Origin of the sequence: Bradyrhizobium sp. CCBAU 051011, from assembly GCF_009930815.1 — a bacterium.
Classification (GTDB): Bacteria; Pseudomonadota; Alphaproteobacteria; order Rhizobiales; family Xanthobacteraceae; genus Bradyrhizobium.
Genome location: NZ_CP022222.1, coordinates 8,669,872 through 8,691,758 on the forward strand (window position 1 = coordinate 8,669,872; position 21,887 = coordinate 8,691,758).

Below are 21,887 nucleotides of genomic sequence, written 5' to 3' on the forward strand. Positions count from 1 at the left end.
TGGGCGCGTACGTTTAAGAGGGCTCGGACTGACATGGCGAACAATCCGAAGAAGGTCAAAGATCCCACCGAAGTCGCGCTCTCCGCCATTCAGGAAGCGCTCAACATCAGCGATACGTCCGTCGACCCCAACCGAAATTCGATCGGCGGTGAACTCGCGCCGCCGTCCATGCCCTCCGCCGCCCCCTCCTATTCGGAAGCGCCGTTCGACACGCGCGGAAGCGCCGAGCGTCCCGTGTTCGATTCGATCGACGAGCCGCGCAGCCCCCGTCGCGCCGCCAATGACGATCGCGAAACCATCGGACAGATTCTGCAGGCGATCCAGAAGAACCACCCCGCCCGCAGCGTCTACACGCTTGCCACCGCCTTTGGCGGCGTCTGGGTGCTCGGTTGCGCCCTTCTGACCATCAGCTTCCTGCCCTCGCTGCAGGCGGCGATCGGACAGAGCGGTGGCGTGCTGGTGCTCGCCGGCCTTGCGGCGTTGTTCTTTGCGCCGGTGCTGCTGTTCTACTTCCTCGCCAGCCTTGCCTGGCGTGGCCAGGAAATGCGGATGATCGCGCAGTCGATGGCGCAGGTCGCGATCCGCTTCTCCGAGCCCGAGGGCGCCGCCGCCGATTCCATGGTGACCGTCGGCCAGGCGATCCGCCGCGAAGTCGCCGCGATGGGCGATGGCGTCGAGCGCGCGATCGCGCGCGCTGGCGAGCTGGAAACGCTCGTCGCCAACGAAGTCGCCGCGCTCGAGCGCGCCTATACCGACAACGAAGTGCGCATTCGCGCGCTGCTGCAGGACATCGCCCATCAGCGCGACAATCTGGTCGGCCAGGCCGAGCAGGTTCGCAGCGCCATTTCCGGCGTTCAGATCGATCTGCGCCACGACATCGCGCTGATCTCGGATGCGATCGCCTCGCGCGTCGACGAGGTCGCAAAAAGCATCACCGGCGCGCTGGAAGAGCGCGGCCAGCACATCACGAGCGCGCTCAGCCATGCCGGCGACAACATGATCCTCGCACTCGGCGAGCGCGGCGGCGACCTGCTCGACCGCCTGGAAGAAGCCAGCGCCGAGACCACGCGCGCCGTGCTCGACGCCTCCGAGCGGCTGACCACCAGCCTCAACTTCAAGACCGGCCACGTCCACGACGAGTTCGTCGATCTCGCCGACCGCGTCCACGAGATGCTGAACGAACGCATCGACCGCATCACCGGCGAGTTCGAACAGCGCTCATCGACCATCGTCGACGGCATCTCCGACCGCACCGAACAGGTCCACGACTCCCTGAAGAACTCCTCCGACTCGCTGCTGCTCGAGCTCGAACTGCGTTCGGGCGATCTCGTCAGCAAGATCGACGATGCCGGCAACCGGTTGGCGAGCCGCATCCTCACCTCCGGCGACAAGGCCAGCGACGCGCTCGACGTGACCGTGAACACCTTGGTTGCCAAGGTGATCAGCCAGACCGAGAACGCACACGACAGCCTCGCGCTGCAGATGAGCGCGTACGACGAGCTGGTGAAGAACCAGGGCGCTGAGCTTGCGGAAAAGTTCGCCCGCGACAGCGGCACGCTCGGCGCGCTGATCACGCGGCACATCTCGGAGTTCGACCGCACCGTCAAGACCTTCGGCGGCGAGATCGTCGAGCGCATGGGCCAGCGGACCCAGGAGATATCGGACAGCCTGAAGAACTACGTCGACACCTTCGATACGCGCCTGGTCTCGAACAGCGGCGAGATCACCGCTTCCCTCGATCAGCGGCTACTGCAATTCGAAACCCAGCTCGGCACCCGCGTCAGCAACCTCGACACCTCGCTCGACAGCAAGATCAAATGGTTCGACGAGGCCGTCGACGGTCGCCTGAAATCGCTGGAAACGACGTTCGATAGCCGCGCCAAATCCGTCACCGAAACCATCGACAACCGCCTCAGCACGCTGTCGGTCTCACTGACCGACGGCGCGGCGCAGGCGATCCAGTCGATCGACCAGCGGCTCAGCCTGCTCACCTCCTCGCTGACCGAGGGCACCGCGCAAGCGATTGCAGCGGTCGACCATCGCATTACCAACGTCACCGAAACCATCGATGGCCGCAGCGCCCATCTTACCGACACCATCCAGGCGCGGTTCCAGGAAATTCACCAGGGCATGGAGACGCGGGTCGGCGAAATCGCTGCCGGCATTGAGACGCGGGTCGGCAACCTCACCAGCGGCATCGAGACCCGCGTCGGCGATCTGGCCAGCGGTATCGAAACCCGGGTCGGCGCCATCGCCGGCGACATCGACACCCGCGTTGCGCAGTTCGAGGATCTGCTCGGTTCGCGCATCGAGGCCGTTGCAGGCCGGATCGAAAGCAGCGGCCGCCAGGCCAGCGAAGACCTGATGTCGCGCGCCGAAATGCTGTCCTCCGGCATCAAGTCGCACGTCGAGGACGCCGAGCGTTCGCTGACCAACCTCGTGGTCAATACCGCCGAGACCATCCAGACCGGCGCGCGCACCGCGCAGCAGGCGCTGCTGACGGTTTCCTCCGATGTCGGCGCGCAGCTCAAACTGACCTCCGCCGAGGTCGAAGCCGCCCTCACCGCCGTCGGCACCGGCGCCGCCACTTCGATCCTGACCAGCGCCAAGGATGCCCAGACCACGCTGGTGTCGGCCTCCTCCGAGGCCGCCACGCAGATCAAGTCGCTCGCCGCCGACGTCGAGCGCACGCTCTCGGCCGCAGGCGACGCCACCGCCGCATCGGTTCTATCAGGCGCGCGCGAGGCGCAGAGCGCGCTGGTGACCGCGTCGGCCGACGCCGCCAGCCACGTCAAGTCGCTCGCCATCGATGTCGAGCGTTCGCTATCGATCGCCGGTACGGCGACCGCCGAGGCTGTCACCGCGGGCGCCCGCGAGGCACAGAGCACACTGGTTGCTGCTTCCACCGAGGCCGCCAATCAGGTCAAGTCGCTCGCCGCCGACGTACAGCGCTCGCTGTCGCTTGCCGGCACCGCCACCGCCGAATCGATCACGGCCGGCGCCCGCGAGGCCCAGAATACCCTTATGAGCGCGTCCGCCGAAGCGTCGACCCAGGTCAAGTCGCTCGCCGCCGACATGGAGCGTTCGCTCTCGATGGCTGGCAATGCCACCGCCGAGTCGATCACGACGGGCGCGCGCGAAGCCCAGAACACGCTGATGACGGCGTCTTCGGAAGCCACCAACCACGTCAAGTCGCTGGCGATCGACGTCGAACGCACGCTGGCCGCGGTCGGCGCCGCCGCCGCCACCTCCCTCCTCGGCAGTGCGCGCGAGGCCCAGAGCTCGCTGTCCACGACCTCGGCTGAGGCTGCGAACCAGATCAAGGCGATCGCCGCCGACATGGAGCGTTCGCTCGGTGCCGTCACCGCCTCTACGACCGATACCATCCAGACATCAGCGCAGAACGCGCAGAGCGCGCTGGTTGCCGCGACCAACGAGGTCAGCTCCAAGGTCAAATCGACCTCGGCCGATATCGAGCGTTCGGTGCTCGCCGCGAGCAGCAATTTCGGTTCGACGATGACCGGCAAGACCGACGAAATCGTCACCTATGTTCAGCAGCAGACCGACCGTCTGGCGCAGATCGTGGACAGCCGCCGCGGTTCGCTGGTCGAGGCGCTCGGCGCCCGGGCCACGCAACTCACGACCGACATCGACCGCGTCACCGCCGACGCACTCAAATCGATCGAAACCCGCGGCCAGGCGTTCTCGCAATCGATGTCGACCCACGGCTCGGACGTCGCGCGCACGATTACCACCGCCGGCGATCTCGCCACCGGCGCGGTGGCCAAGTCGCTGAAGGACCTCGAACAGGCGTCGCGTTCGGCCATCGACCAGTCGCGACAGGTGTCGATCGCCGCCGTCACCGAGATGCAGGAGACCAGCAAGATCCTGCGCACCGACACGGTCGCACTGTTCGAGCGGCTGCGCGAAGGCAACATCCTGCTGCAGGAGGTGCTGACCGGCGCCCACGACAACCTCAACTCGCTGGAACGCGCGCTGGTGACCCGCGTGGCCGACTTCGTGTCCGCCATGAACGACGTCACCGCCCGCAATGGAGTCGCCACGCAGACCCTGGAAGACCAGCTCACCGTCTTCAACGGCAAGACCACCAAGGCGCTGGAAGACCTCGCCTCGCTCTCCAGCGAGTTCGAGAAGCACGGCAAGGCGCTGGTCGAGGCGGCCAGCGTGGTAGAAAAAGCCAACCTCTCCACCACGACGTCGGTCGCCGACCGCAAGTCGCAGCTTGAGTCTCTGGTGACCACCATCGACCTGCGCACCACCGACCTCGACCAGCGGCTGTCGCGCTTCACCGGCCTGCTCGACGAATCGCTCGCCGCGGCCGAAGAGCGCGCCCGCGACATCGCGCGCGTGGTCGCGGAGACCGCGGGCGCCGGATCGGCCGCGATCAGCCGCCAGTTCGAGGCGGTGCGCACTGCGGCCGAGAACGAGCGGCAGCAGACCCTCCATGCGATGAACGATCTCTACCAGCAGAGCACGCATGAAACCGATGCGATGTTCAAGCAATCGACCGAGAAGTTCGCTGCGATGGTGCAGACCATGAAGCAGATGGCGGCCGAGATGCATCAGGAGCTGGAGGCGACGCGCAACGAGCTGCGCCGCGGCGTGCTCGAGATGCCGCAGGAGGCCGCCGACAACACCGCGCAGATGCGCAAGGTGATCGTCGACCAGATCGAGGCGCTCGCCGAGCTCAACCGGATCGTCGCGCATCATGGCCGCGGCCTCGACGTCGTGACCTCCGGCCGCGCCAGTGTGCAACGCCAGGAGGAGCCGGTGATGGCCGCCGCGGTCAGCGGCCGCAACGAGGTACGCATGCGCGACGCCGGCAGCGCTTCCACCCTGCCCCCGCCCGATCTCGGCATGCCGATGCCGATGCCCGCCCAGCGCCGCACCGAAGCCCCGCCGGTCTCGCCGGCTGCTCAGGACGCGGGACGCGACGGATGGCTGTCCGATCTGTTGAGCCGCACCGATGCCGGCGGACGCGAAACGCCGCGGGGCCGGCAGCAGGGCGCGGCCAACCCGCTGGAATCGCTGTCGCTCGACATCGGCCGGCTGATGGATCGCAACCTTGCCGCCGAAATGTGGGATCGCTACCAGCGCGGCGAGAGCAAGGCGTTCACCAAGCGCCTCTACACGCCCGCCGGCCAGAAGGCGTTCGACGAGGTCGCCCGCAAGTACCGCGCCGATCGCAGCTTCAAGCAGACGGTCGACCGCTACATCGCCGAATTCGAACGGCTGCTGGACGAGGTCGCACGCGAGGATCGCGGACCGCAGGCGCTGCGCGGCCACCTCACCTCGGAGACCGGGATGGTCTACACCCTGCTCGCGCACGCGGCGGGCCGGCTGGGGTAAGCGCTAATAGCGAGTGGCGAATAGCGAATGGAAAACGGAGGCCTCGCGGCCTCCGTTTTGTTTTTAGTCCTTGAAGCCTGAATGCACTATCTGCCCGTCGTCATTGCGAGGAGCGCAGCGACGAAGCAATCCATTCTTTCTTGATGCGGCACGATGGATTGCTTCGCTGAGCCTGTCATCGGGCGCGCATTCGCGCGACCCGTTGGCTCGCAATGACGGCTGGTTGCCGGAATTCCATTCGCTGCTTGCCACTCGCTATTCGCAAATCACTACCGCTTCTGCCCGCTCGGCGCCCTCGGAGCCGCTGCCGGCGCTGGCGGCGGCGGTGCTGCCGCCTGGCTGTTGCTGCTGCTGCCGCCGCCGAAGATCACGCGGGTCGGGTTGCGGTCGAAATTGTTCACGGCGCGGCTGATGTCGGAGAGCGTGCGGCGGCCATCGGCCATCAGCGCGCCCGACCGCTTGTCGAAATCCTCGGCCAGATCCTTGATCGCCTTCACCATCAGATTCAATTCGCCGCCGCCGGCGCCGCCCGCGATCGTGTTCAGCCCGAGCATCAGGCTGTCGGCCTTGCCCATCACGCCGTCGACCCTGAGCATGACGTTGTCGATCTTCTCGGAGTTGCGTGCCAGCGCAGCAGTGAAAGTCTCCAGATTCCGCAGCGAGTTCTTCACCGACTCCTGATTGTCGGCGACGAGCCGGTTGACGTTCTGCAGCGTGGCGCGGATCGACTCGGTGACATCCTGCAGCGCGCTCGGATCGGCGGTCAGCATCGGCACGCCGTCCTCGTCGAGCGGCACGGCAGCCGCATTTTCCTCGCCGCCCTTCAGTGAAATCGCAGCGACGCCGGTCAGTCCCTGGAATTCGAGACCCACAAGCGTGTCTTTCCGGATCGGAGCGTTGTTCTCAACCATCGCCAGTGCGACCACGCGCCGCGGGTTGTCGAGTTTGACCGACACAACCTCCCCTATCCGGATACCGTTAAAGTTGACGCTACCACCATTGCGCAACCCTGACGCCGGGCCTTCGAAGACAATACGAATCGGGCTGCGCTGCTTGGTGGTATGCAGGCTCTGAAACCACAGCACGAAGCCGAATGCGGCGGCGATCACCGCCAGCGTGAAGGCCCCGATCAGGACGTAATTCGCCCGCGTTTCCATAACTCAAGGTACTCCGAAACCAGGATCTATCCAGCGTAGCCGATAGACCGTCATTATCTCATGTTTGAGCACGATCTGATCCGAAAACCGATCACACTTTTGGGGTCATGCCCTAGCCCATCACCGCGCGGGCGCGTTTGCCGTGAAAATATTGCCTCAGCCAGGGATGCTGCGAGGCCTGCATGTCAGCAATTGTGCCTGCAGCAATGATCTTACCGTTCCCTAAAACCGCGATGCGGTCGCAGGCCGTGTATAGGCTGTCGAGATCATGGGTTACCATGAAAACCGTCAAGCCCAAAGTACGCTGCAGGGTGCGCACCAGTTCGTCAAAATCTCCGGCGCCGATCGGATCCAGCCCCGAGGTCGGCTCGTCCAGGAACACCAGTTCAGGGTCCAGCGCCAACGCCCGCGCCAGCGCCACGCGCTTGATCATGCCGCCGGACAATTCGGACGGATAGCGGTCGGCGACTTCGGGCCGCAGGCCCACCATGCCGAGCTTGGCCACCATGATCTCGTCGAGCAGCCGCTGCGAGACCTTGAGATATTCGCGCACCGGAAACTGGATGTTCTGCCGCACGGTGAGCGAGGAGAACAGCGCCCCCTGCTGGAACAGGATGCCCCAGCGGCGTTCGACGCCGCGCCGCTCCGCGGCACTCGCCGCATCGAGATCGACGCCGAACACCTCGATGCTTCCGGCGATCTTTGGCACGAGACCGATAATGGTGCGCGTCAGCACCGATTTCCCGGCGCCCGACGGGCCGACGAAGCCGAGGATCTCGCCGCGCTTGACGTCGAGATTGAGTCCGTCCAGCACCCGCGTCTTGCCAAACTGCACGGTGATGTCGCGCACCCGGATGATGGCGTCGGTAATCTCACCCGCCATGGTCACATTCCGATCGATGCAAAGAAGATGGCGAATACGCCGTCCATCACGATCACGAAGAAGATTCCCTTCACCACCGAAGACGTCGTGTGCTGCCCGAGCGATTCAGCGCTGCCCTGCACGGCGAGCCCCTCGACGCAGGCGACGATGCCGATGACGGCCGCCATCACCGGCGCCTTGATGAGGCCGACGATGAAATGGTCGATCGAGATGGCGTCGCGCAGCCGCAACAGAAACGCCTCGGGCTCGACGCCGCCATAGAGCCACGCCACCAGCCCGCCGCCGTAGAGCGCCGCCATCGCCCCGAGAAACGCCAGGATCGGCAGCGCCAAAACCAGCGCCAGCATCCGCGGCAGGATCAGGACCTCGATCGGATCGAAGCCCATGGTGCGCAGCGCGTCGATCTCCTCGCGCATCTTCATCGAGCCGAGTTCGGCGGTGTAGGCCGAGCCCGAGCGGCCCGCCACCATGATCGCGACCAGCAGCACACCGATCTCGCGCAGCACCAGCACGCCCAGCATGTCGACCACGAAGATGTCGGCGCCGAACTTGCGGAAATGAAAGATGCCCTGCTGCGAGATGATGCAGCCGATCAGGAACGTGATCAGCACCACGATCGGCACCGCGCGCCAGCACACCTGCTCCAGGTGATGGATGGTCGAAGTCAGGCGGAAGCCGCGCGGACGAATGATGACGTGGGCGGTTGCGGCGAGCACCGCGCCCAGCATGTCGATCAGCCCGATCAGGGTGCCGCCGATACCGGCCACGGCGCGGCCGATCTGCTCCAGCATGCCCGTGATCGTCACCCGGTCGGTGTCGGCGACCGGCTCGGCGTTCACCCGGCGCACTTCGTCGACCAGGCTCGAATAATTGTCCGACAGCCCGGCAATCTGGGCCTCGACGCCACCGTGGGTCAGGCTGCGGCGCAGCCGCTCGATCAGCCAGGCGCCGAACGTGTCGAGCTTCGACACCTGCGAGACGTCGATGAAGATGTTGGGCCGGGTGCCGCTGAGCTTCTCGGCATCGGCGACCATTCGCTCCAGCATCGGCGCAAAGCGGGCCGTCCACGAGCCCGCCGCGCACAGCGCCAGCGCGTTGCCCCTGGCTATCCGCTCCAATGTCGGGCTGCCGCTCACAATACCCACCCCTCGACCGGTACATCAGCGGTGCAAAACGCTGAAGGTTCCGCACGTCGTACCGCCTTGTCGAATCTGCCCCTAACCAGCCATAGTTGGTAGCGGCGGGCAAGCTTACGGTTCAGAAAATTGCCAGATTTTAAAATGACTTCCAGCGTATCTCGAAACCTTGCCGTCAGCATCGAACGCTGGCCGATTGCGGGCGCTTTCACCATCAGCCGCGGCGCCAAAACCGAGGCTGTCACCGTCGTCGCCACCGTGAGCCAGGGCAACCAGACCGGCCGCGGCGAATGCGTGCCCTACCCGCGATATGGCGAGACGGCGGAAGCGACGCTGGAAGCGCTTCAAGCGATGCATGAAGCGCTCGCCGGGGGATTGGACCGCGCGGCCCTGCAGGCAGCAATGCCCGCAGGCGCCGCCCGCAACGCGCTGGATTGCGCGCTGCTTGACCTCGAAGCCAAGACCGCCGGCCAGCGGGTCTGGACCCTGCTCGGCCGGAAGGCGCCGCGCCCCTGCACCACCGCGTTCACGATTTCACTCGGCACGCCGGAAGCGATGGCGTCGGCAACCGCGAAGGCCGCGCACCGGCCGTTGCTGAAGATCAAGCTCGGCGGCGATGGCGATGAGATGCGGATTGCCGCGGTCCGCCAGGCGGCACCCGAGTCCGAACTGATCGTCGATGCCAACGAAGCCTGGACGCCGGACAATCTCGAATACAACCTCGCCGCCTGCGCCAATGCCGGCGTCACGCTGGTCGAGCAGCCGCTGCCGGCCGGGCGCGACGAGGCGCTGGCGCGCATCGAGCGCCCGATCGCGGTCTGCGCCGACGAAAGCGTGCATGACCGCGCCTCGCTCGAAGGACTTCGCGCGCGCTACGACGCGGTCAACATCAAGCTCGACAAGACCGGTGGGCTGACGGAGGCGCTCGCGATGGCGGATGCCGCCGAGGCGCTAGGCTTCGAGATCATGATCGGCTGCATGGTCGCGACCTCGCTAGCCATGGCGCCGGCCATGCTGCTCGCGCAACAGGCCAAATTCGTCGACCTTGATGGTCCGCTGCTGCTGGCGCGCGACCGCGACGGCGGCCTGCGCTACGACGGCAGCCTGGTCTATCCGCCTGAGGCCGTCTTGTGGGGCTGATGCGATAGCCGGTCCCGCGCCAGCCAGATCACCAGTCCGCCCAAGGCGGCCATCGCCGCCATCCCGTAATAGATGCCCTGTCCCCAAATCTCGTAGATCGTGCCTGACGCGACCGAGGCGAGGCCGGCGACGATGCCGCCGCAGGCGGTGAGATAGCCCTGCGCCCTCGCCATCACATGGCCGGGTACATGGCGCAGCATCAGCCCCATGATTCCGACCTGCGTCAGCCCGAAGCTCAGCGCATGCGCGAGCTGGACGATCGCAAGAACCGCCAGCGGCAGGTCCTGCGCCGTCAACACCCAGCGCACGGCCGCGCTCAGCGCCGCGATCACCACCAGCATCGACGGCTGCAGCGTGAATCGCGGCGACAGGGCGAACAGCACGATCTCGGCGATCACGCCGAGCACCCACAAAACTGCAATCGTCAGCCCGTCATACCCTGCTTGTTGCCAGACGATCGACGCGAAAATGTAATAGGCGGCATGGCTGCCCTGGATCAGCGCCGAGGCCACGATAACAGCGAGAAAGCCGCCGTCACGCAGCAGCGCGTCCGCGCCGCCGGTGACCGGGCGAGCGGCCTTGGCATCGTCCAGCGGCGCCAGCGAAAGGCTCGCCACCGCCCCGAGCGCGGCCGATCCGGCGATGATCCAGATCAGATTTTTGGCGGCGATCAGGTCCAGCAGCATGCCGCAGACCAGCGCGCCGAGGACAAAGGCGGCGGAACCCCACAGCCGCAACGGTCCGTAGTTGAGGCCGTAGCGCTTCACCCCTCGCAACGCATAGGCGTCCGTCAGCGGCACCATGGGTGTCCACAGGCAGCAGGTCAGGGCGTAGATCAGGAACACCAGCACCGGCAAATGCTGGGTGCCGAGGACGAAAAAGCCCAAAGCGGTGGCAAAGGCGGTCAGGATGATGACGCCGCGCAAGGCCTGACGCCGTTCCGCAAAGCCGGTCACCAGCGGAAGCGCGGTAAATCGGGTCACCGGGGGTACGGCCGTGATCAAGCCTATCCAAAATGCATCGATCCCGACCGCCTTCAACCATACCGTGAAAAACGGCAGGTGGGTGCCGGTCATGCCGAACAGCGTGCCGTAAAATAACGCCACCCGGGTCGCGAATCGCTTCGATGCGTCTTGAGAAGCGATGGGGATTTGTGATTCGCTTGGCATCAATTCAATTGCGATTCGGTCAGTATCGTGTTGTTTCGATATCGCAATGCGCGCCGATTTGCGCGAAGAGTTTGACATGGCCGACGAAGCATTCGCCCTTTCGCCGATCTCAGCCCGCGCCGCGCTGCCGAGCGAGGAGGACTATGCTGCGATCGCCGAAGCCTTCATGGAGACCTCGCGGGGCCGCTGGTTCCTGACCGAATACGCCAAGCGCAACCGCAATGCCGACACCCGCATGGTGCTCGACGCGGTGTCACGGATCGAGCAAAGCCTCACCGCCCAGAAGGAAGAAAGCCGTCAGCGGGAAGAAAGCCTTCGCCGGGAAGACGGCCTTTCGGCGCAGCAGGCCGCGGAAGCCGTCGCTGCGGCGGCCGCAGCGCAGGAGCGGCTGACGGAGGCGCTCGCCGCCATCCGCGGCGCGGTCGAGGCGGCCGAGGAATCGGCGGTCGAGGCGCTCGACAGCCTCGCGCTGGACCAGCGGCTGGCGCCGGTCCGCAAGGGCGCGCGGGTGCTGCGCGAAATCGCCTGGCGGTTGCGGGAAATCGGCAATGACGGGCGGATCTGCGACCTGATCGATTCGCAGGTTACCGTCATCGAAAGGGGCACCGAACAGTTTTCGTCCGAGGATGCGAGAGCGGCCCTCCGTGCGGCCTTTGCCGCCCTGCAGGGCCGGCTTGTGGAAGTCGAGGACGAGGACGCTTCGCCAGTGCCTCTTGCCGAGACCGACGCTATGGCCCCCTTCTCTGCCGCGCAGGACATGCCCGCGACGGGGACAGCCGAAACCTTCGTCGCGCCGGAAGCTGAGAAAGCTGCCGAGACGCCGTTCACTTCCGAGACGCCGTTCACCGCACTGGCCAGGTCTGCCGAAGCGGCGCTTGCGGCGGCGGAAGCCGGGCTGAAGGCTGCGGAAGCGCGGCAGGCTGCCGAAGCCGCCGCGGCTCAGGACAGCTCGGCCCAGGATACTTCGGTCCAAGATACTTCGGTCCAAGATACCTCGGTGCAGGACGCCGCAGCCCTGCAGGCGACCACGCAAGACAACGCCACTCAAGACAACTCTATCCCGAATGTCGACGTCGAGGACCCCGATGCACAGGACGAGGCCCTCCTCGACATCATCGCGATGGAGATGGGCGCGCCGGATCCGATCAGCGACGCAGAGATCGCCGAGGCGATAGAAGAGCAGATCCGTTCTGCGGAGCCTACGCCGGTCGCTCCCAAGGCGGTCGCCGAAGCGCCCCAGCCGACCGCCACGCCGGCGCCGCCGCCGGTTCAACAAGTGGTTCAACCTCCCCCACCGCCCGCTGCCGCGCCTGCGCCTGCGCCTGCGATGGAAGTGTCGCTCGGGTCGACCCTCATTGCGAGCGGTATGCTGCGAAAGCCGGTCAGTGCAGCCAACGATCCGCTGGCGCCGATCCGGCGCATGAGCCAGGCCGAGAAGATCGCGTTCTTCTCATAAGAACTGCGCTGTCGCGTGAAGCGCGCCGGCCTCCACGACGCATCCGCAGCATTTGTTGCACCTGCGAATAGTTCGCTTTCCGGTTGATTCACTTCTCCGCCGAGATCAAGCTGGCCCGATTGCCTTCTTGGGAGACAGTCGTGCGAACCAAGATCATCGTCAATCCGATGGCGAACAAAGGAAACTGCGGCAAGCGTTGGCCGCAGATTTGCGCTGAACTCGAAAAACATCTTGGCCCACTCGCGTCCTCGGACGTTGCGATCACGCGCGAGCGCAATCACGCCACCCATCTGGCGCGGGAAGCGGTCGATGCCGGCTATCGCCGCCTGGTCTCGGTCGGCGGCGACGGCACCTTCAGCGAGATGATGAACGGCATGATCGCGGATGATCGCCCGATTGTGCCCGGCCTGGTGCTGGCGCAACTGCCCGGCGGCACCTCGAACGAACTCTCCCGCTCCTTCGGCCAGCTTTCGCTCGCCGAGGCCAGCAAGGCCATCGCCATGGGGCATACGCGCGAAATCGATGTGTTCCGCGCCGACGCCAAGGGCTACGCGGGCGGCCACGTCACACGCTATGGCTTCGTGCTTGCCATCGTCGGCGCCGCCGCCACGATTTCCTGGCGTGCGCAACGCGTGCCGCTGCTGAAGCGATTGGGCCCGATCAGCTATGTGCTGATGACCGCGTTCACGTCGCTGACCTACAGCCCCCGCCCCTATCGTATCCAGATCGACGACGAAGCCGAACAGCGCCTGCCGATGTGGTCATTGATGCTGTGCAGTTTCGACGGCGCGGGCGAAGGCCTGATGCTCGCGCCGGGCGCCGATCCGGCCGACTGCAAGCTCGACCTGATCATGGTCGGCGACATGGGGCGCTGGGAAAGCCTCACCAAGATCGTCCCGAACCTTGCCGATGGCAGCTATCTGGAACATCCGAAAGTCTCGCGGCGCCACGCGACGCGGATCACCATTGACAGCGATGACATGGTCCGCGCCGATGTCGACGGCGAAAGCATCGGGCAGTTGCCGATGTCGGTGACGATGTTGCCGTTCCACCTGAAGGTGGCGGCCAATCGGCCGTAGCCGCGCGCGTAAGGCTCATCGAGACGTCCGCTCCAGGAAGCCAGCCGGGCTTGGCCTTGTCGCCCGTGACGACCAGCAAGAGCCAAAACATCCACCGCGAGGAGCGATTTCACGGGGGTTGCCTGCTCAAACAGAAAGAAGGAGCGAGATGACGATGCCATCTCGCTCCAGTGGCAGGGAGGAACTATGCGCTGCGTGCGGTAGGCTGCCACGCGTAAGCCAGCCAGCCGATCCCGTGGGAGATCAGGTCGACGCCGAGCAGAAATCCGAGCACCCACAACCCGGTCGCGGGAAATCCGGTCAGAATGATGATGCCGGCCACGATGCCAAACACGCCGGACAGCAGCATGATCCACCCCGCTTCCCGCCAATGGCTGATGCCGATCAGGATGCGGACGAAACCGGAAACCGCCAACACCAGACCGAGGACGTAGGTGAGGATCAGGGCGCTGGCGATCGGCTGCCCCACCAGCACGACGCCGAAGGCGACGTACAGGATGCCGAGCAGCACCTGCCATACGAACCCTCCCCACCCCTTGGTCCAGAACGCATGGACGACCTCGAATGCGCCCGCAATGATGGAGACCCATCCGATGAAGATGGTGCTGATGACGGTGACGAGCATGACGTCGCCGAGCACAAAGAATCCCGCCACGATCAACGCGAGCCCGAGCAGGATACAGATCCAGAACGGCGGCGCAGGCAGGTTGGTGACGCCCATCGGCGAGCTGTTGTCATATGTCGTCATGTCATTTCCTCGCTTTGGGTCTCACCGACCTCGAGTTTATGTCCATCGCCAGCCGCACCGGCGACGGCCGCGATGCCACCAGCAGACCCAACGTCGACGTCGACGGCGATGCCTGTGAGGGGGAGGACGCGACGGCCGCGGGGGCGGCCGTCCTCCAGGCGGTCGTCCCGGTGGCCGTCCAGCCGGCGATCCAGGCGGCCCCATGCCGGGACCTTGAGCCTCCAGCTTGAAATCTCCGGCGTTTTTTCCAGGATCCTTCTGCACCGCGAGCGGCGCCGCCTCGGCCATGGCTGATGGCAGGCTTGTGGCCAGGCCGATGGTCACGGCACCGCACACCAGAGTCCGCAGCGCAGTGCGACGGTCAATCGCATCCATGGTTGTTCTCCTTCTTGGAACGTCCCTTCCCTCGCATGCTCGTGCTGATCAGCCGGACCTCAACCGGCTGCCGGGCGCATCGCTCGGGATTTCGCCGGGCAAATAGTTCGGAAGCCGACCCGCCGGGATGATCGCCAGCAATGCAAGACCGGCCATGATCAAAAGTCCGATCTTCAGCGCGCGCAGCCGCGCTTCGGTATTCACGCGTACCGCTTCCTCGACTTGCTGCGGCGTGGCGGTGGTGCCTTCCATCACGCTGCGCAGCCGGTCGTTGCTGACGAAATTGATGTTGTCGAGATCGACCTGGCTCTGGACCTCCTTCGGCAGCACGGGGTTCGCAGCGATCTGGGCCAGCACGACCGTGCTCAACAGGCCGACCAGAAGCGCGCCAGCCAGCGCCGTTCCGACCGCGCTGGCCAGATTTTGCGTGGTGCCCCGCAGCGAACCAACGTCGCCTGCCAGTTCCTTGGGCGAAGCCGTGACCAGCACGTTGAACAGCAATGTCACCAGCGCGCCCTGGCCGATGCCGAACAGAATGAGGCCAAACAGCACCGGAACCTCACTCCAATCGTTGCGAACGACGAAGGCGAGGCACACCAGACCGATGGTGCAGAGCACGAAGCCGTAGCGGCCGATCTGCCGCGGCGTCAGCCGGTCATAGAGATTGACGACCAGCATTGCGGTGAAAAATACCGTCAGGTTGAACGGCATCATCGCAATCGCGGTCGCCAGCGGCGAGCGGCCCTGGACGATCTGGATATAAAGCGGCACCGAGAAATTCAGCGCGGCTTCCAGCGCGACCACCGCAAACAGCGCATATACGGCGCTGCGCTCCTCCGGCGAGTCGATCACCTCGAGCGCCAATAGCGGCGTTTTTCCCGCCGCCTGGCGCCGGTGCGTCCACATCAGAAAAGCTTGCCCGAGCACGACGCCGAGAACGATGAGGACAGGCGCGGGCGAAAGGCCGAGCAGATTGAATGGCGCATTTGCCGTCGCCAGCACAAGGCCCCAGCCATTCAGATTGTTGAAGCCGAAACTGATGAAGACGATCGCCGCTGCGGCCAGCACGACACCGACCATATCGATCTGCACATCCGGGCGGCCGTAGTCGCGCTTGAGACGGAAGCTCAGCAGAAACACAATTGCGGAAACCGCGATCAGGATTCCGAACGCCGGCCGCCAGCCGATATAGGTGCCGAGCACGCCGCCGATGATGAATGCCAGCACGCCGGCGGCAGCACGCGCCGAGCCGAGCGCGCCCACCGCCGTCGCCTGCTGCCGCCCCGTGTAATTCTCGGCGATCAGCGCCACCAGCGACGGCACGATCACGGCGCCCGCCGCGCCGCAAAGCCCCTGCGCCGTGATCATCAGCGCTGCCGTCGGGCTGAACGTCATCAGTATCTGCGACGCGCAGAACAGGACCACGGCAAAGCGGAACACCTGCAACGCGCCGAACCGCTGCGCGAGCTTGGCGCCGAGCATGACGAAGCCGGCCACCAGCATCGAATACGCCACGATGCCGGTGGCAACCGTCGTCGGCGGCACGCCGAAACTCTTGACCATCCTGCCGAGCGCGACCGGGAGCGAGGCGACGTTGAAGGACATGATCATCTGACCGAGCGCGATCGCGATCATCGGCACCCATGATTCCCGCGCCCCTTCCCGGATGCCTCCGATCGACATCGAGTGCGTTGCCATGGTGTCCTCCCGAGTTGCTCGGCTTTTTGGATCGACCGGCCATCAGCTCGATCAAGCCACTCTTTGCATCTGCTTCAGTTTTCCGGTTGCGATACGAACAGGTCCATTCCCAGCCGCTGCGACAGGAATTTTGCTGCGAGTTGTCCCTTCACGCTGTTGCCGGCCGCATCGAGCGGCGGCGCGAAGGTGCCGAAGCCGCCCTTGCCCGGAGAGACCGCGACAATGCCGCCGCCGATCCCGCTCTTGCCCGGCAAGCCGATGTCGTAGAGCCAGTCGCCCGAGGTCTCGTACAGGCCCGCCGTTATCATCACGGTCAGCGCATAGTGGCAGACCGCGGCATCCACCACGCGCTGGCGGGTAACGGGATTGACGCCGCCGTCCGCCAGCGTCGCGCCCATCACAGCCAGATCCCGCGCGCTCACATTCAGCGAGCACTGCCTGGTATAGAGATCGGTCGCCTGCTTGGCGTCGCAATAGATGCGGTCGTAGCTCTGCAGCAGCCGGGCGATACTGCGGTTGCGATAGTTGGTTTGCGAGGCCGAGGCGTACACCTCTTCATTGAGCGTGAGCTTGCGCCCGGCAAACCGCGACAACCCGTCGTGAATGAATTGCCATTGGCCTTCCGCCGTCAGGCCTGGCACCAGACTCGTCGTCGCAATCGCGCCCGCATTCACCATCGGGTTGGTGCGGCCGCCGCCCTGCTCGATGGCGGCCAGCGAGTTGAACGGCAGTCCGGTGGCGTTCGCGCCAAGCCTCGCGCGCGCTTCCTCCGGACCGATCGTCTCGCACACCAGCGCGAACACGAACGGCTTCGATACGCTCATGATCGAGAATTTATACTCGGTCTCGCCTGCTTCGTAGACGCGCCCGCTGGTCCCGACCACGCAGACCCCAAACAGCTCTCTGGGGACCCGGGCGAGTGCCGGATAGACCTGAGAGTTGTGGCCCTCTTCATTCGACTTGAACCGCTGGTGGGCGTCGGACACCAGCCTCTGCACCATCTCTGGCTCGGGCAGATGCCCTGTCGAAATGTATGGCCGGTCTGCGGGTTCCGAGATCGAAGGCATGTCCATCGGACTCCTCCACCCGGCTCGAACGATCCTGCTCGCGGATTGTCGAGCCGTTCGGCAACACGACTACACGCTGACGAGCGATCGTGCTCGATCGCTTCAGCCTTCTTGCTGATTGGATGAACCGTAACGCTCAAGTCTATGTCGAGTCAACAATACAACCTGGAAGAAGGTTTGCGACGCGTGCGTTTTGCTACAACATTTTGTGACAAATCGCTCGACGCCGGCGATGCGTAGACGCTGCGTGCGCGCAGGAAACGTCCGGCGAATTAAGAGCGAATTTGATTACAGAGAACCCAAGAGTGCGATCAGCGAACCGTGATCCGTTCGCTCCCGAGTTATGATACGGTGATGCCTCTGCCGCACGGCCGCTGTTCATTGCGCGGCTCTCCGGGATGACCTCGCCGCCGTCGGACATTTGCCATCGGCAGTTGACGGAAGCTCTCCGCTGCGACGGCAACGCTTGAGGAGTGTCGATCCATCAATGCGCCCCGTGCGGCCTATATCATGTTCACATCGAGTGGGAGGATACGGAGATGTCAGATCTAGTCGCGATCGTCTATCCATCCGAAGCAAAGGCCGAAGAGGTACGGCAGCGTCTGTTCAAGCTACAGAAAGAATATCTGATCTCGATCAGCGATGCCGTGATCGCGGTGAAGACCGAAGCAGGCCCCATCAAGCTGAACCAGCTCGTCAATACGACGGCGATCGGCGCCGTGTCGGGCAGCTTCTGGGGGCTGCTGATCGGGGTGATCTTCCTCAATCCCATCCTTGGTGTTGCGCTCGGCGCAGCTTCCGGAGCGCTCGGCGGCGCCCTGTCGGATTACGGTATCGATGACGCCTTCATGAAGGACCTCTCCAAGAGCATGCAGCCGGGCAATGCCGCACTGTTCGTGCTCATCAAGAACATGACCCCGGACAAGGTGCTGCGGGAGATCAAGGACGCGGGAGGCACCGTGCTCAAGACATCCCTTGACGACAGCAAGGAACAGCAACTTCGCGACGCACTGGCGAAGACGAGCACCGAGGAGCCAGGACCCAAGACCAACGCCGCCTAGTTCGCGGCGGCCAAACGATCAGCCGGCTGCGGTCGCGATGCCGCAGCCGGCCGCGCTTCAAGGCATGCTCCGAAAGCATGCTCTGCAAGGATGTCTGTCATGCGCTCCGCGGGCGAAGTGACGACCGAACCGGCAAAGGCAACCACCCGGACAATTCTCGACACCATCGAGCGGATCGGAAACGGCGTTCCCCATCCCGTCGTGATCTTCCTGATCCTGATTGCCGTCGCCGCGCTCGCATCGCACCTGCTTTATCTGCTCGATGCCTCGGTCTCCTATCAGGTTATCAATCCAGCGACGCATGGCACCGACACCGTGACAGCGCGCGCCAACAGCCTGCTGACGGCCGAGGGCATCAGGCACATCTATACGCGGCTGGTGCCGAACTTCATGGGGTTCTCCGCCGCCGGATTGCTGATCATCGCCATGATCGGCGTGGGGGTGGCCGAGGAAGCGGGCCTCGTCAACGCATGCATACGCAAACTCGTGACCGTCTCACCGCGCTGGGCGCTGACCTACATTCTCGCCTTCGTCGGCATCATGTCGAGCGTTGCCTCGGATGCGGGCTATCTCGTGCTGATCCCGTTGGCAGCCACCGCGTTTCTGAGCGTCGGCCGGCATCCGCTGGCGGGGCTCGCGCTGGGCTTTGCCGCCGTTGCCAGCGCGTTCAGCGTCAATATGCTGATCAAGCCGCTCGATGCCGTGCTCACCGAGTTGACCAATGACGCCATTCACATCGTCAACCCGTCGCTGTCGATCGCGGTGACCGCCAATTTGTGGTTTTCAATCGTATCCGTCGTCGTCTTGACGATCGTGATTGCGCTGATCAACGAACGGATCATCGAGCCTCGCCTTGGCTTGTATCGCGAAGATCAGGCGGGGGTAACCCTGCCTCCGCACGAAGGCGGGCGGCTTTCCGCCCAGGAGACGCTCGGCCTGAGGTACGCCGGCGCGGCGCTGCTGGCCGTCATACTGGTATTCTGTCTGCTGACGCTGCCATCAGGAGCCCCGCTCCGCGATCCCGCGACCGGTGCGCTGCTCGGAAACTCACCCTTCATGAGCGGCCTGATCGGCCTTGTCATGCTGCTGTTCCTGCTAACCGGTATCGCCTACGGCATTGGAGCCGGAACGATCAAGCGCGCCACCGATGTGGTCGACGCCATGACCAAAGCCGTTTCGGGATTGGGCGGCACGATCCTGCTGTTCGTGGTGATCAGCCAGTTCGTCGATTACTTCAACTACAGCAACATGCCGACGTTGCTGGCGGTCAGCATGGCCGATATCCTGAAGGACGCCAACATCGGTCCGCTGTGGCTGTTGCTGGGTCTTATCCTGCTCGTTGCTGTCCTTGACCTGATCTTCACGCCAGCGATCGCGACATGGGCCATCTTTGCGCCAGTGTTCGTGCCGCTGTTCGTGCAACTGGCCGTCGATCCCGCCGCGGTGCTGGCGGCCTACCGGGTCGGCGATGGCCCCATCAATTCCATCACGCCACTGAACGCCTATTTCGCGCTGGTCGTCGGGTTTGCGCGAAAATACGACCGAAATGCCGGCGTCGGCACGGTCGTCGCGCTGATGCTGCCCTACGTGGCCTGGATGTTTTCGCTTTGGGTAGTTCTTTTCGTCGTGTGGTACCTGTTGGGCCTTCCCTGGGGCGTATAGCTGGAGCAACGATGACGGATCCGGCCGTGGAGCGTGACTCAGCCAGCATGGAAGACCGCATGCTCGTCGATCCGCGCCACGGCGATATCGAGGACGATGCCGCTAGTCCCGGGCAGCGATCTCTGCTCGCCATCGCCGGCAGCCTGCTGGTCGAAATCAGTTTGCCGAAGTTGCTGTTTGCCTGGACGGTGTTGCTGCTGTTGCCGGCGGTGCTGCTGGGCCTCGCGCCATTGCTGGTCTCCGCCTGGCTCGCAACCCTGTCGGAAAAGCTCGCCGCGCTGACCGGGATCGGCACCGCCCTCGCCTTGCTTGCGATCGTCGCGGTCGGATGGATCGGATGGCGACCGCTGTTGCGGATCGCCGAAAATAATTTCTGGTCGCTCAATGCGCTCGCCGTGCAGCCCGGCTACGCTTTCACCCGCGAAGCGCTGCGCCACCTGACGGAACGAATGTGGGGCAGGAAGCTGACCGTCGTCGGCCGGGCGAGGTTACGCAGCGCCAATTCGATTGGGGCAGCCGTCCTGCTGTCCGCCGGCGCGGTGCTGATTGCGATGCTGGCCTGGCCCGCCTCGCGTTGGACAGGCGGCTGGAACGACCTGGTCCTGCTGCACCGCCTCACAGTGCCGACGCTGGCAAATGCAATCCTGCTGGTGTCAGGATATCTGGCGGTCGCTTCGCTGATGTGGGGATTTGCCGATGCCAGCATGCAGCAACCCGTCGATCTCGCTACGTTCGACACCGCCTCGTCCGATGCGCGCCGCTGGCGCGTTGCGCACCTGTCGGACCTTCATGTGATTGGCGAGCAATACGGCTTCCGCATCGAAAGCGGACGGGCCGGCCCACGCGGAAACGACCGGCTCGAGCGCGTCCTGGCGCATCTCGCCGCCATTCACGCGGCCGGCCCGCTCGACCACATTCTCGTTACCGGCGATATGACCGACGCCGGCCGCGCCAGCGAATGGGCCGCATTCCTCGACGCCATGGCACGTCATCCGGAACTTGCCGCGCGCACGATCTTGTTGCCGGGCAATCATGACCTCAACATTGTCGACCGCGCCAATCCGGCCCGGCTCGACCTGCCGTTCAGCCCGAACAAGCGGTTGCGGCAGATCCGCACCCTGTCGGCGATGGCGGCCGTGCAAGGCGATCGCGTGCACATAGTCGACGGTAACGGAAAAATGGCCGTAACGCTGAGCGCCTCGCTGGCACCGAAGCGCGATTCGATCGTGGCCCTCGCTCAGCACGGCGGCCTGCGTCGTGCCGCGGCGCTGCGCGGCCTGTTCGACGACCAGTTTCCGATGATCCTGCCGCCCGATGCGGAAGGCGGCCTCGGAATTGCGGTCCTGAACTCCAACGCGGAAACTCACTTTTCCTTCACCAACGCACTCGGATTGGTGTCGGTCGAACAGACGCATCGCCTCGAGGCGGCGATCCGGCATTATCCGGCCGCACGCTGGATCTTCGCATTGCACCACCACGTCGTGGAGTATCCCATGCCGGTGAAAGCATTCTCCGAACGCATCGGGACCGCCTTGATCAATGGCAGCTGGTTCGTGCGCAAGCTGGATGCGCTGGCCGGTCGCACCGTGGTGATGCACGGTCACCGCCATATCGACTGGATCGGCGCCTGCGGTTCGCTCAAGATCATCTCCGCGCCCTCCCCGGTGATGAATGCGACCGATGATGCGGCCACGCATTTCTACATTCACACCCTGGCGGCCGGCCCGGAAGGGCGGCTTGATCTGCTGCCGCCGCAGCGCGTGGAGATTGCCGGCGAGAAGAACGCCTAGGGCAAGCGGCGTTCGATCGGAAGTGGCTCAGATCGAACGCCAACCTCAGCGGCAGCCTCGCGGGCACGTCGCGATAAAGCGAGCCTACGTGCGCAG

Annotated in this window: 14 protein-coding genes; 7 read left to right on the forward strand and 7 right to left on the reverse strand. The window is 64.8% G+C overall.

Annotated elements, in window-relative coordinates; all coding sequences use genetic code 11:
- The first annotated feature begins 33 nt into the window (after positions 1-33).
- Positions 34-5,370, forward strand: a complete 5,337-nt coding sequence (locus ACH79_RS40825; protein WP_161855800.1) for a negative regulator of septation ring formation — start codon at positions 34-36, stop codon at positions 5,368-5,370.
- A 269-nt stretch (positions 5,371-5,639) separates the two neighbouring features.
- Here the strand turns inward: ACH79_RS40825 and ACH79_RS40830 are convergent, their stop codons facing one another.
- The 3 genes from ACH79_RS40830 to ACH79_RS40840 form a co-directional block, all read right to left on the reverse strand.
- Entirely contained in the window at positions 5,640-6,527 is an 888-nt protein-coding gene (locus tag ACH79_RS40830) for an MlaD family protein (protein WP_161855801.1), read from the reverse strand.
- 112 nt (positions 6,528-6,639) lie between these two features.
- The gene (locus ACH79_RS40835; protein WP_161855802.1) at positions 6,640-7,410 is read right to left on the reverse strand and encodes an ABC transporter ATP-binding protein; all 771 of its coding nucleotides are present in this window, start codon (positions 7,408-7,410) and stop codon (positions 6,640-6,642) included.
- Between the two features lie 2 nt (positions 7,411-7,412).
- The gene (locus tag ACH79_RS40840; protein WP_161855803.1) at positions 7,413-8,546 is read right to left on the reverse strand and encodes an ABC transporter permease; all 1,134 of its coding nucleotides are present in this window, start codon (positions 8,544-8,546) and stop codon (positions 7,413-7,415) included.
- Between the two features lie 144 nt (positions 8,547-8,690).
- Here ACH79_RS40840 and dgcA point away from each other — a divergent pair, with 144 nt between their 5' ends.
- Positions 8,691-9,686: an N-acetyl-D-Glu racemase DgcA gene (dgcA, locus tag ACH79_RS40845; protein WP_161855804.1), complete on the forward strand. Its 996-nt coding sequence runs from the start codon at positions 8,691-8,693 to the stop codon at positions 9,684-9,686.
- Here dgcA and ACH79_RS40850 read toward each other — a convergent pair.
- Positions 9,656-10,855 (reverse strand): MFS transporter, encoded by a 1,200-nt coding sequence (locus tag ACH79_RS40850; RefSeq protein WP_161855805.1) that lies wholly within the window; start codon positions 10,853-10,855, stop codon positions 9,656-9,658. The genes dgcA and ACH79_RS40850 overlap by 31 nt on opposite strands.
- Before the next feature lie 76 nt (positions 10,856-10,931).
- On the opposite strand from ACH79_RS40850, the gene ACH79_RS40855 reads away from it, so the two are divergent.
- Entirely contained in the window at positions 10,932-12,311 is a 1,380-nt protein-coding gene (locus ACH79_RS40855) for a hypothetical protein (protein ID WP_161855806.1), read from the forward strand.
- A 140-nt stretch (positions 12,312-12,451) separates the two neighbouring features.
- Entirely contained in the window at positions 12,452-13,390 is a 939-nt protein-coding gene (locus tag ACH79_RS40860) for a diacylglycerol kinase family protein (RefSeq protein WP_161855807.1), read from the forward strand.
- Between the two features lie 184 nt (positions 13,391-13,574).
- Here the strand turns inward: ACH79_RS40860 and ACH79_RS40865 are convergent, their stop codons facing one another.
- The 3 genes from ACH79_RS40865 to glsA all read right to left on the reverse strand — a co-directional run bounded on the left by ACH79_RS40865 (position 13,575) and on the right by glsA (position 17,284).
- The gene (locus ACH79_RS40865) at positions 13,575-14,138 is read right to left on the reverse strand and encodes an HdeD family acid-resistance protein (RefSeq protein WP_161855808.1); all 564 of its coding nucleotides are present in this window, start codon (positions 14,136-14,138) and stop codon (positions 13,575-13,577) included.
- Positions 14,139-14,561: 423 nt separating this feature from the next.
- On the reverse strand, positions 14,562-16,211 hold the full coding sequence (locus ACH79_RS40870) for an MFS transporter (protein WP_246738332.1): 1,650 nt from the start codon (positions 16,209-16,211) through the stop codon (positions 14,562-14,564).
- 74 nt (positions 16,212-16,285) lie between these two features.
- On the reverse strand, positions 16,286-17,284 hold the full coding sequence (gene glsA / locus ACH79_RS40875) for a glutaminase A (protein WP_202639136.1): 999 nt from the start codon (positions 17,282-17,284) through the stop codon (positions 16,286-16,288).
- A 533-nt stretch (positions 17,285-17,817) separates the two neighbouring features.
- Between glsA and ACH79_RS40880 the strand changes: the two genes are divergently transcribed.
- The 3 genes from ACH79_RS40880 (at position 17,818) to ACH79_RS40890 (ending at position 21,791) form a co-directional block, all read left to right on the forward strand.
- On the forward strand, positions 17,818-18,339 hold the full coding sequence (locus ACH79_RS40880) for a DUF1269 domain-containing protein (protein WP_161855809.1): 522 nt from the start codon (positions 17,818-17,820) through the stop codon (positions 18,337-18,339).
- A gap of 99 nt (positions 18,340-18,438) precedes the next feature.
- Positions 18,439-20,001, forward strand: coding sequence for an AbgT family transporter (locus ACH79_RS40885; protein WP_161855810.1), 1,563 nt, complete (start codon positions 18,439-18,441; stop codon positions 19,999-20,001).
- A gap of 11 nt (positions 20,002-20,012) precedes the next feature.
- Positions 20,013-21,791, forward strand: a complete 1,779-nt coding sequence (locus ACH79_RS40890; RefSeq protein ID WP_161855811.1) for a metallophosphoesterase — start codon at positions 20,013-20,015, stop codon at positions 21,789-21,791.
- Positions 21,792-21,887 lie beyond the last annotated feature (96 nt).

Coding starts and splice junctions, on each gene's coding strand:
- ACH79_RS40865 (WP_161855808.1), bottom strand. CDS start 14,138: ATGACGACATATGACAACAGCTCGCCGATGGGCGTCACCAACCTGCCT.
- ACH79_RS40885 (WP_161855810.1), top strand. CDS start 18,439: ATGCGCTCCGCGGGCGAAGTGACGACCGAACCGGCAAAGGCAACCACC.
- ACH79_RS40825 (WP_161855800.1), top strand. CDS start 34: ATGGCGAACAATCCGAAGAAGGTCAAAGATCCCACCGAAGTCGCGCTC.
- dgcA (WP_161855804.1), top strand. CDS start 8,691: ATGACTTCCAGCGTATCTCGAAACCTTGCCGTCAGCATCGAACGCTGG.
- ACH79_RS40880 (WP_161855809.1), top strand. CDS start 17,818: ATGTCAGATCTAGTCGCGATCGTCTATCCATCCGAAGCAAAGGCCGAA.
- ACH79_RS40890 (WP_161855811.1), top strand. CDS start 20,013: ATGACGGATCCGGCCGTGGAGCGTGACTCAGCCAGCATGGAAGACCGC.
- ACH79_RS40870 (WP_246738332.1), bottom strand. CDS start 16,211: ATGGCAACGCACTCGATGTCGATCGGAGGCATCCGGGAAGGGGCGCGG.
- ACH79_RS40835 (WP_161855802.1), bottom strand. CDS start 7,410: ATGGCGGGTGAGATTACCGACGCCATCATCCGGGTGCGCGACATCACC.
- glsA (WP_202639136.1), bottom strand. CDS start 17,284: ATGGACATGCCTTCGATCTCGGAACCCGCAGACCGGCCATACATTTCG.
- ACH79_RS40855 (WP_161855806.1), top strand. CDS start 10,932: ATGGCCGACGAAGCATTCGCCCTTTCGCCGATCTCAGCCCGCGCCGCG.
- ACH79_RS40850 (WP_161855805.1), bottom strand. CDS start 10,855: ATGCCAAGCGAATCACAAATCCCCATCGCTTCTCAAGACGCATCGAAG.
- ACH79_RS40830 (WP_161855801.1), bottom strand. CDS start 6,527: ATGGAAACGCGGGCGAATTACGTCCTGATCGGGGCCTTCACGCTGGCG.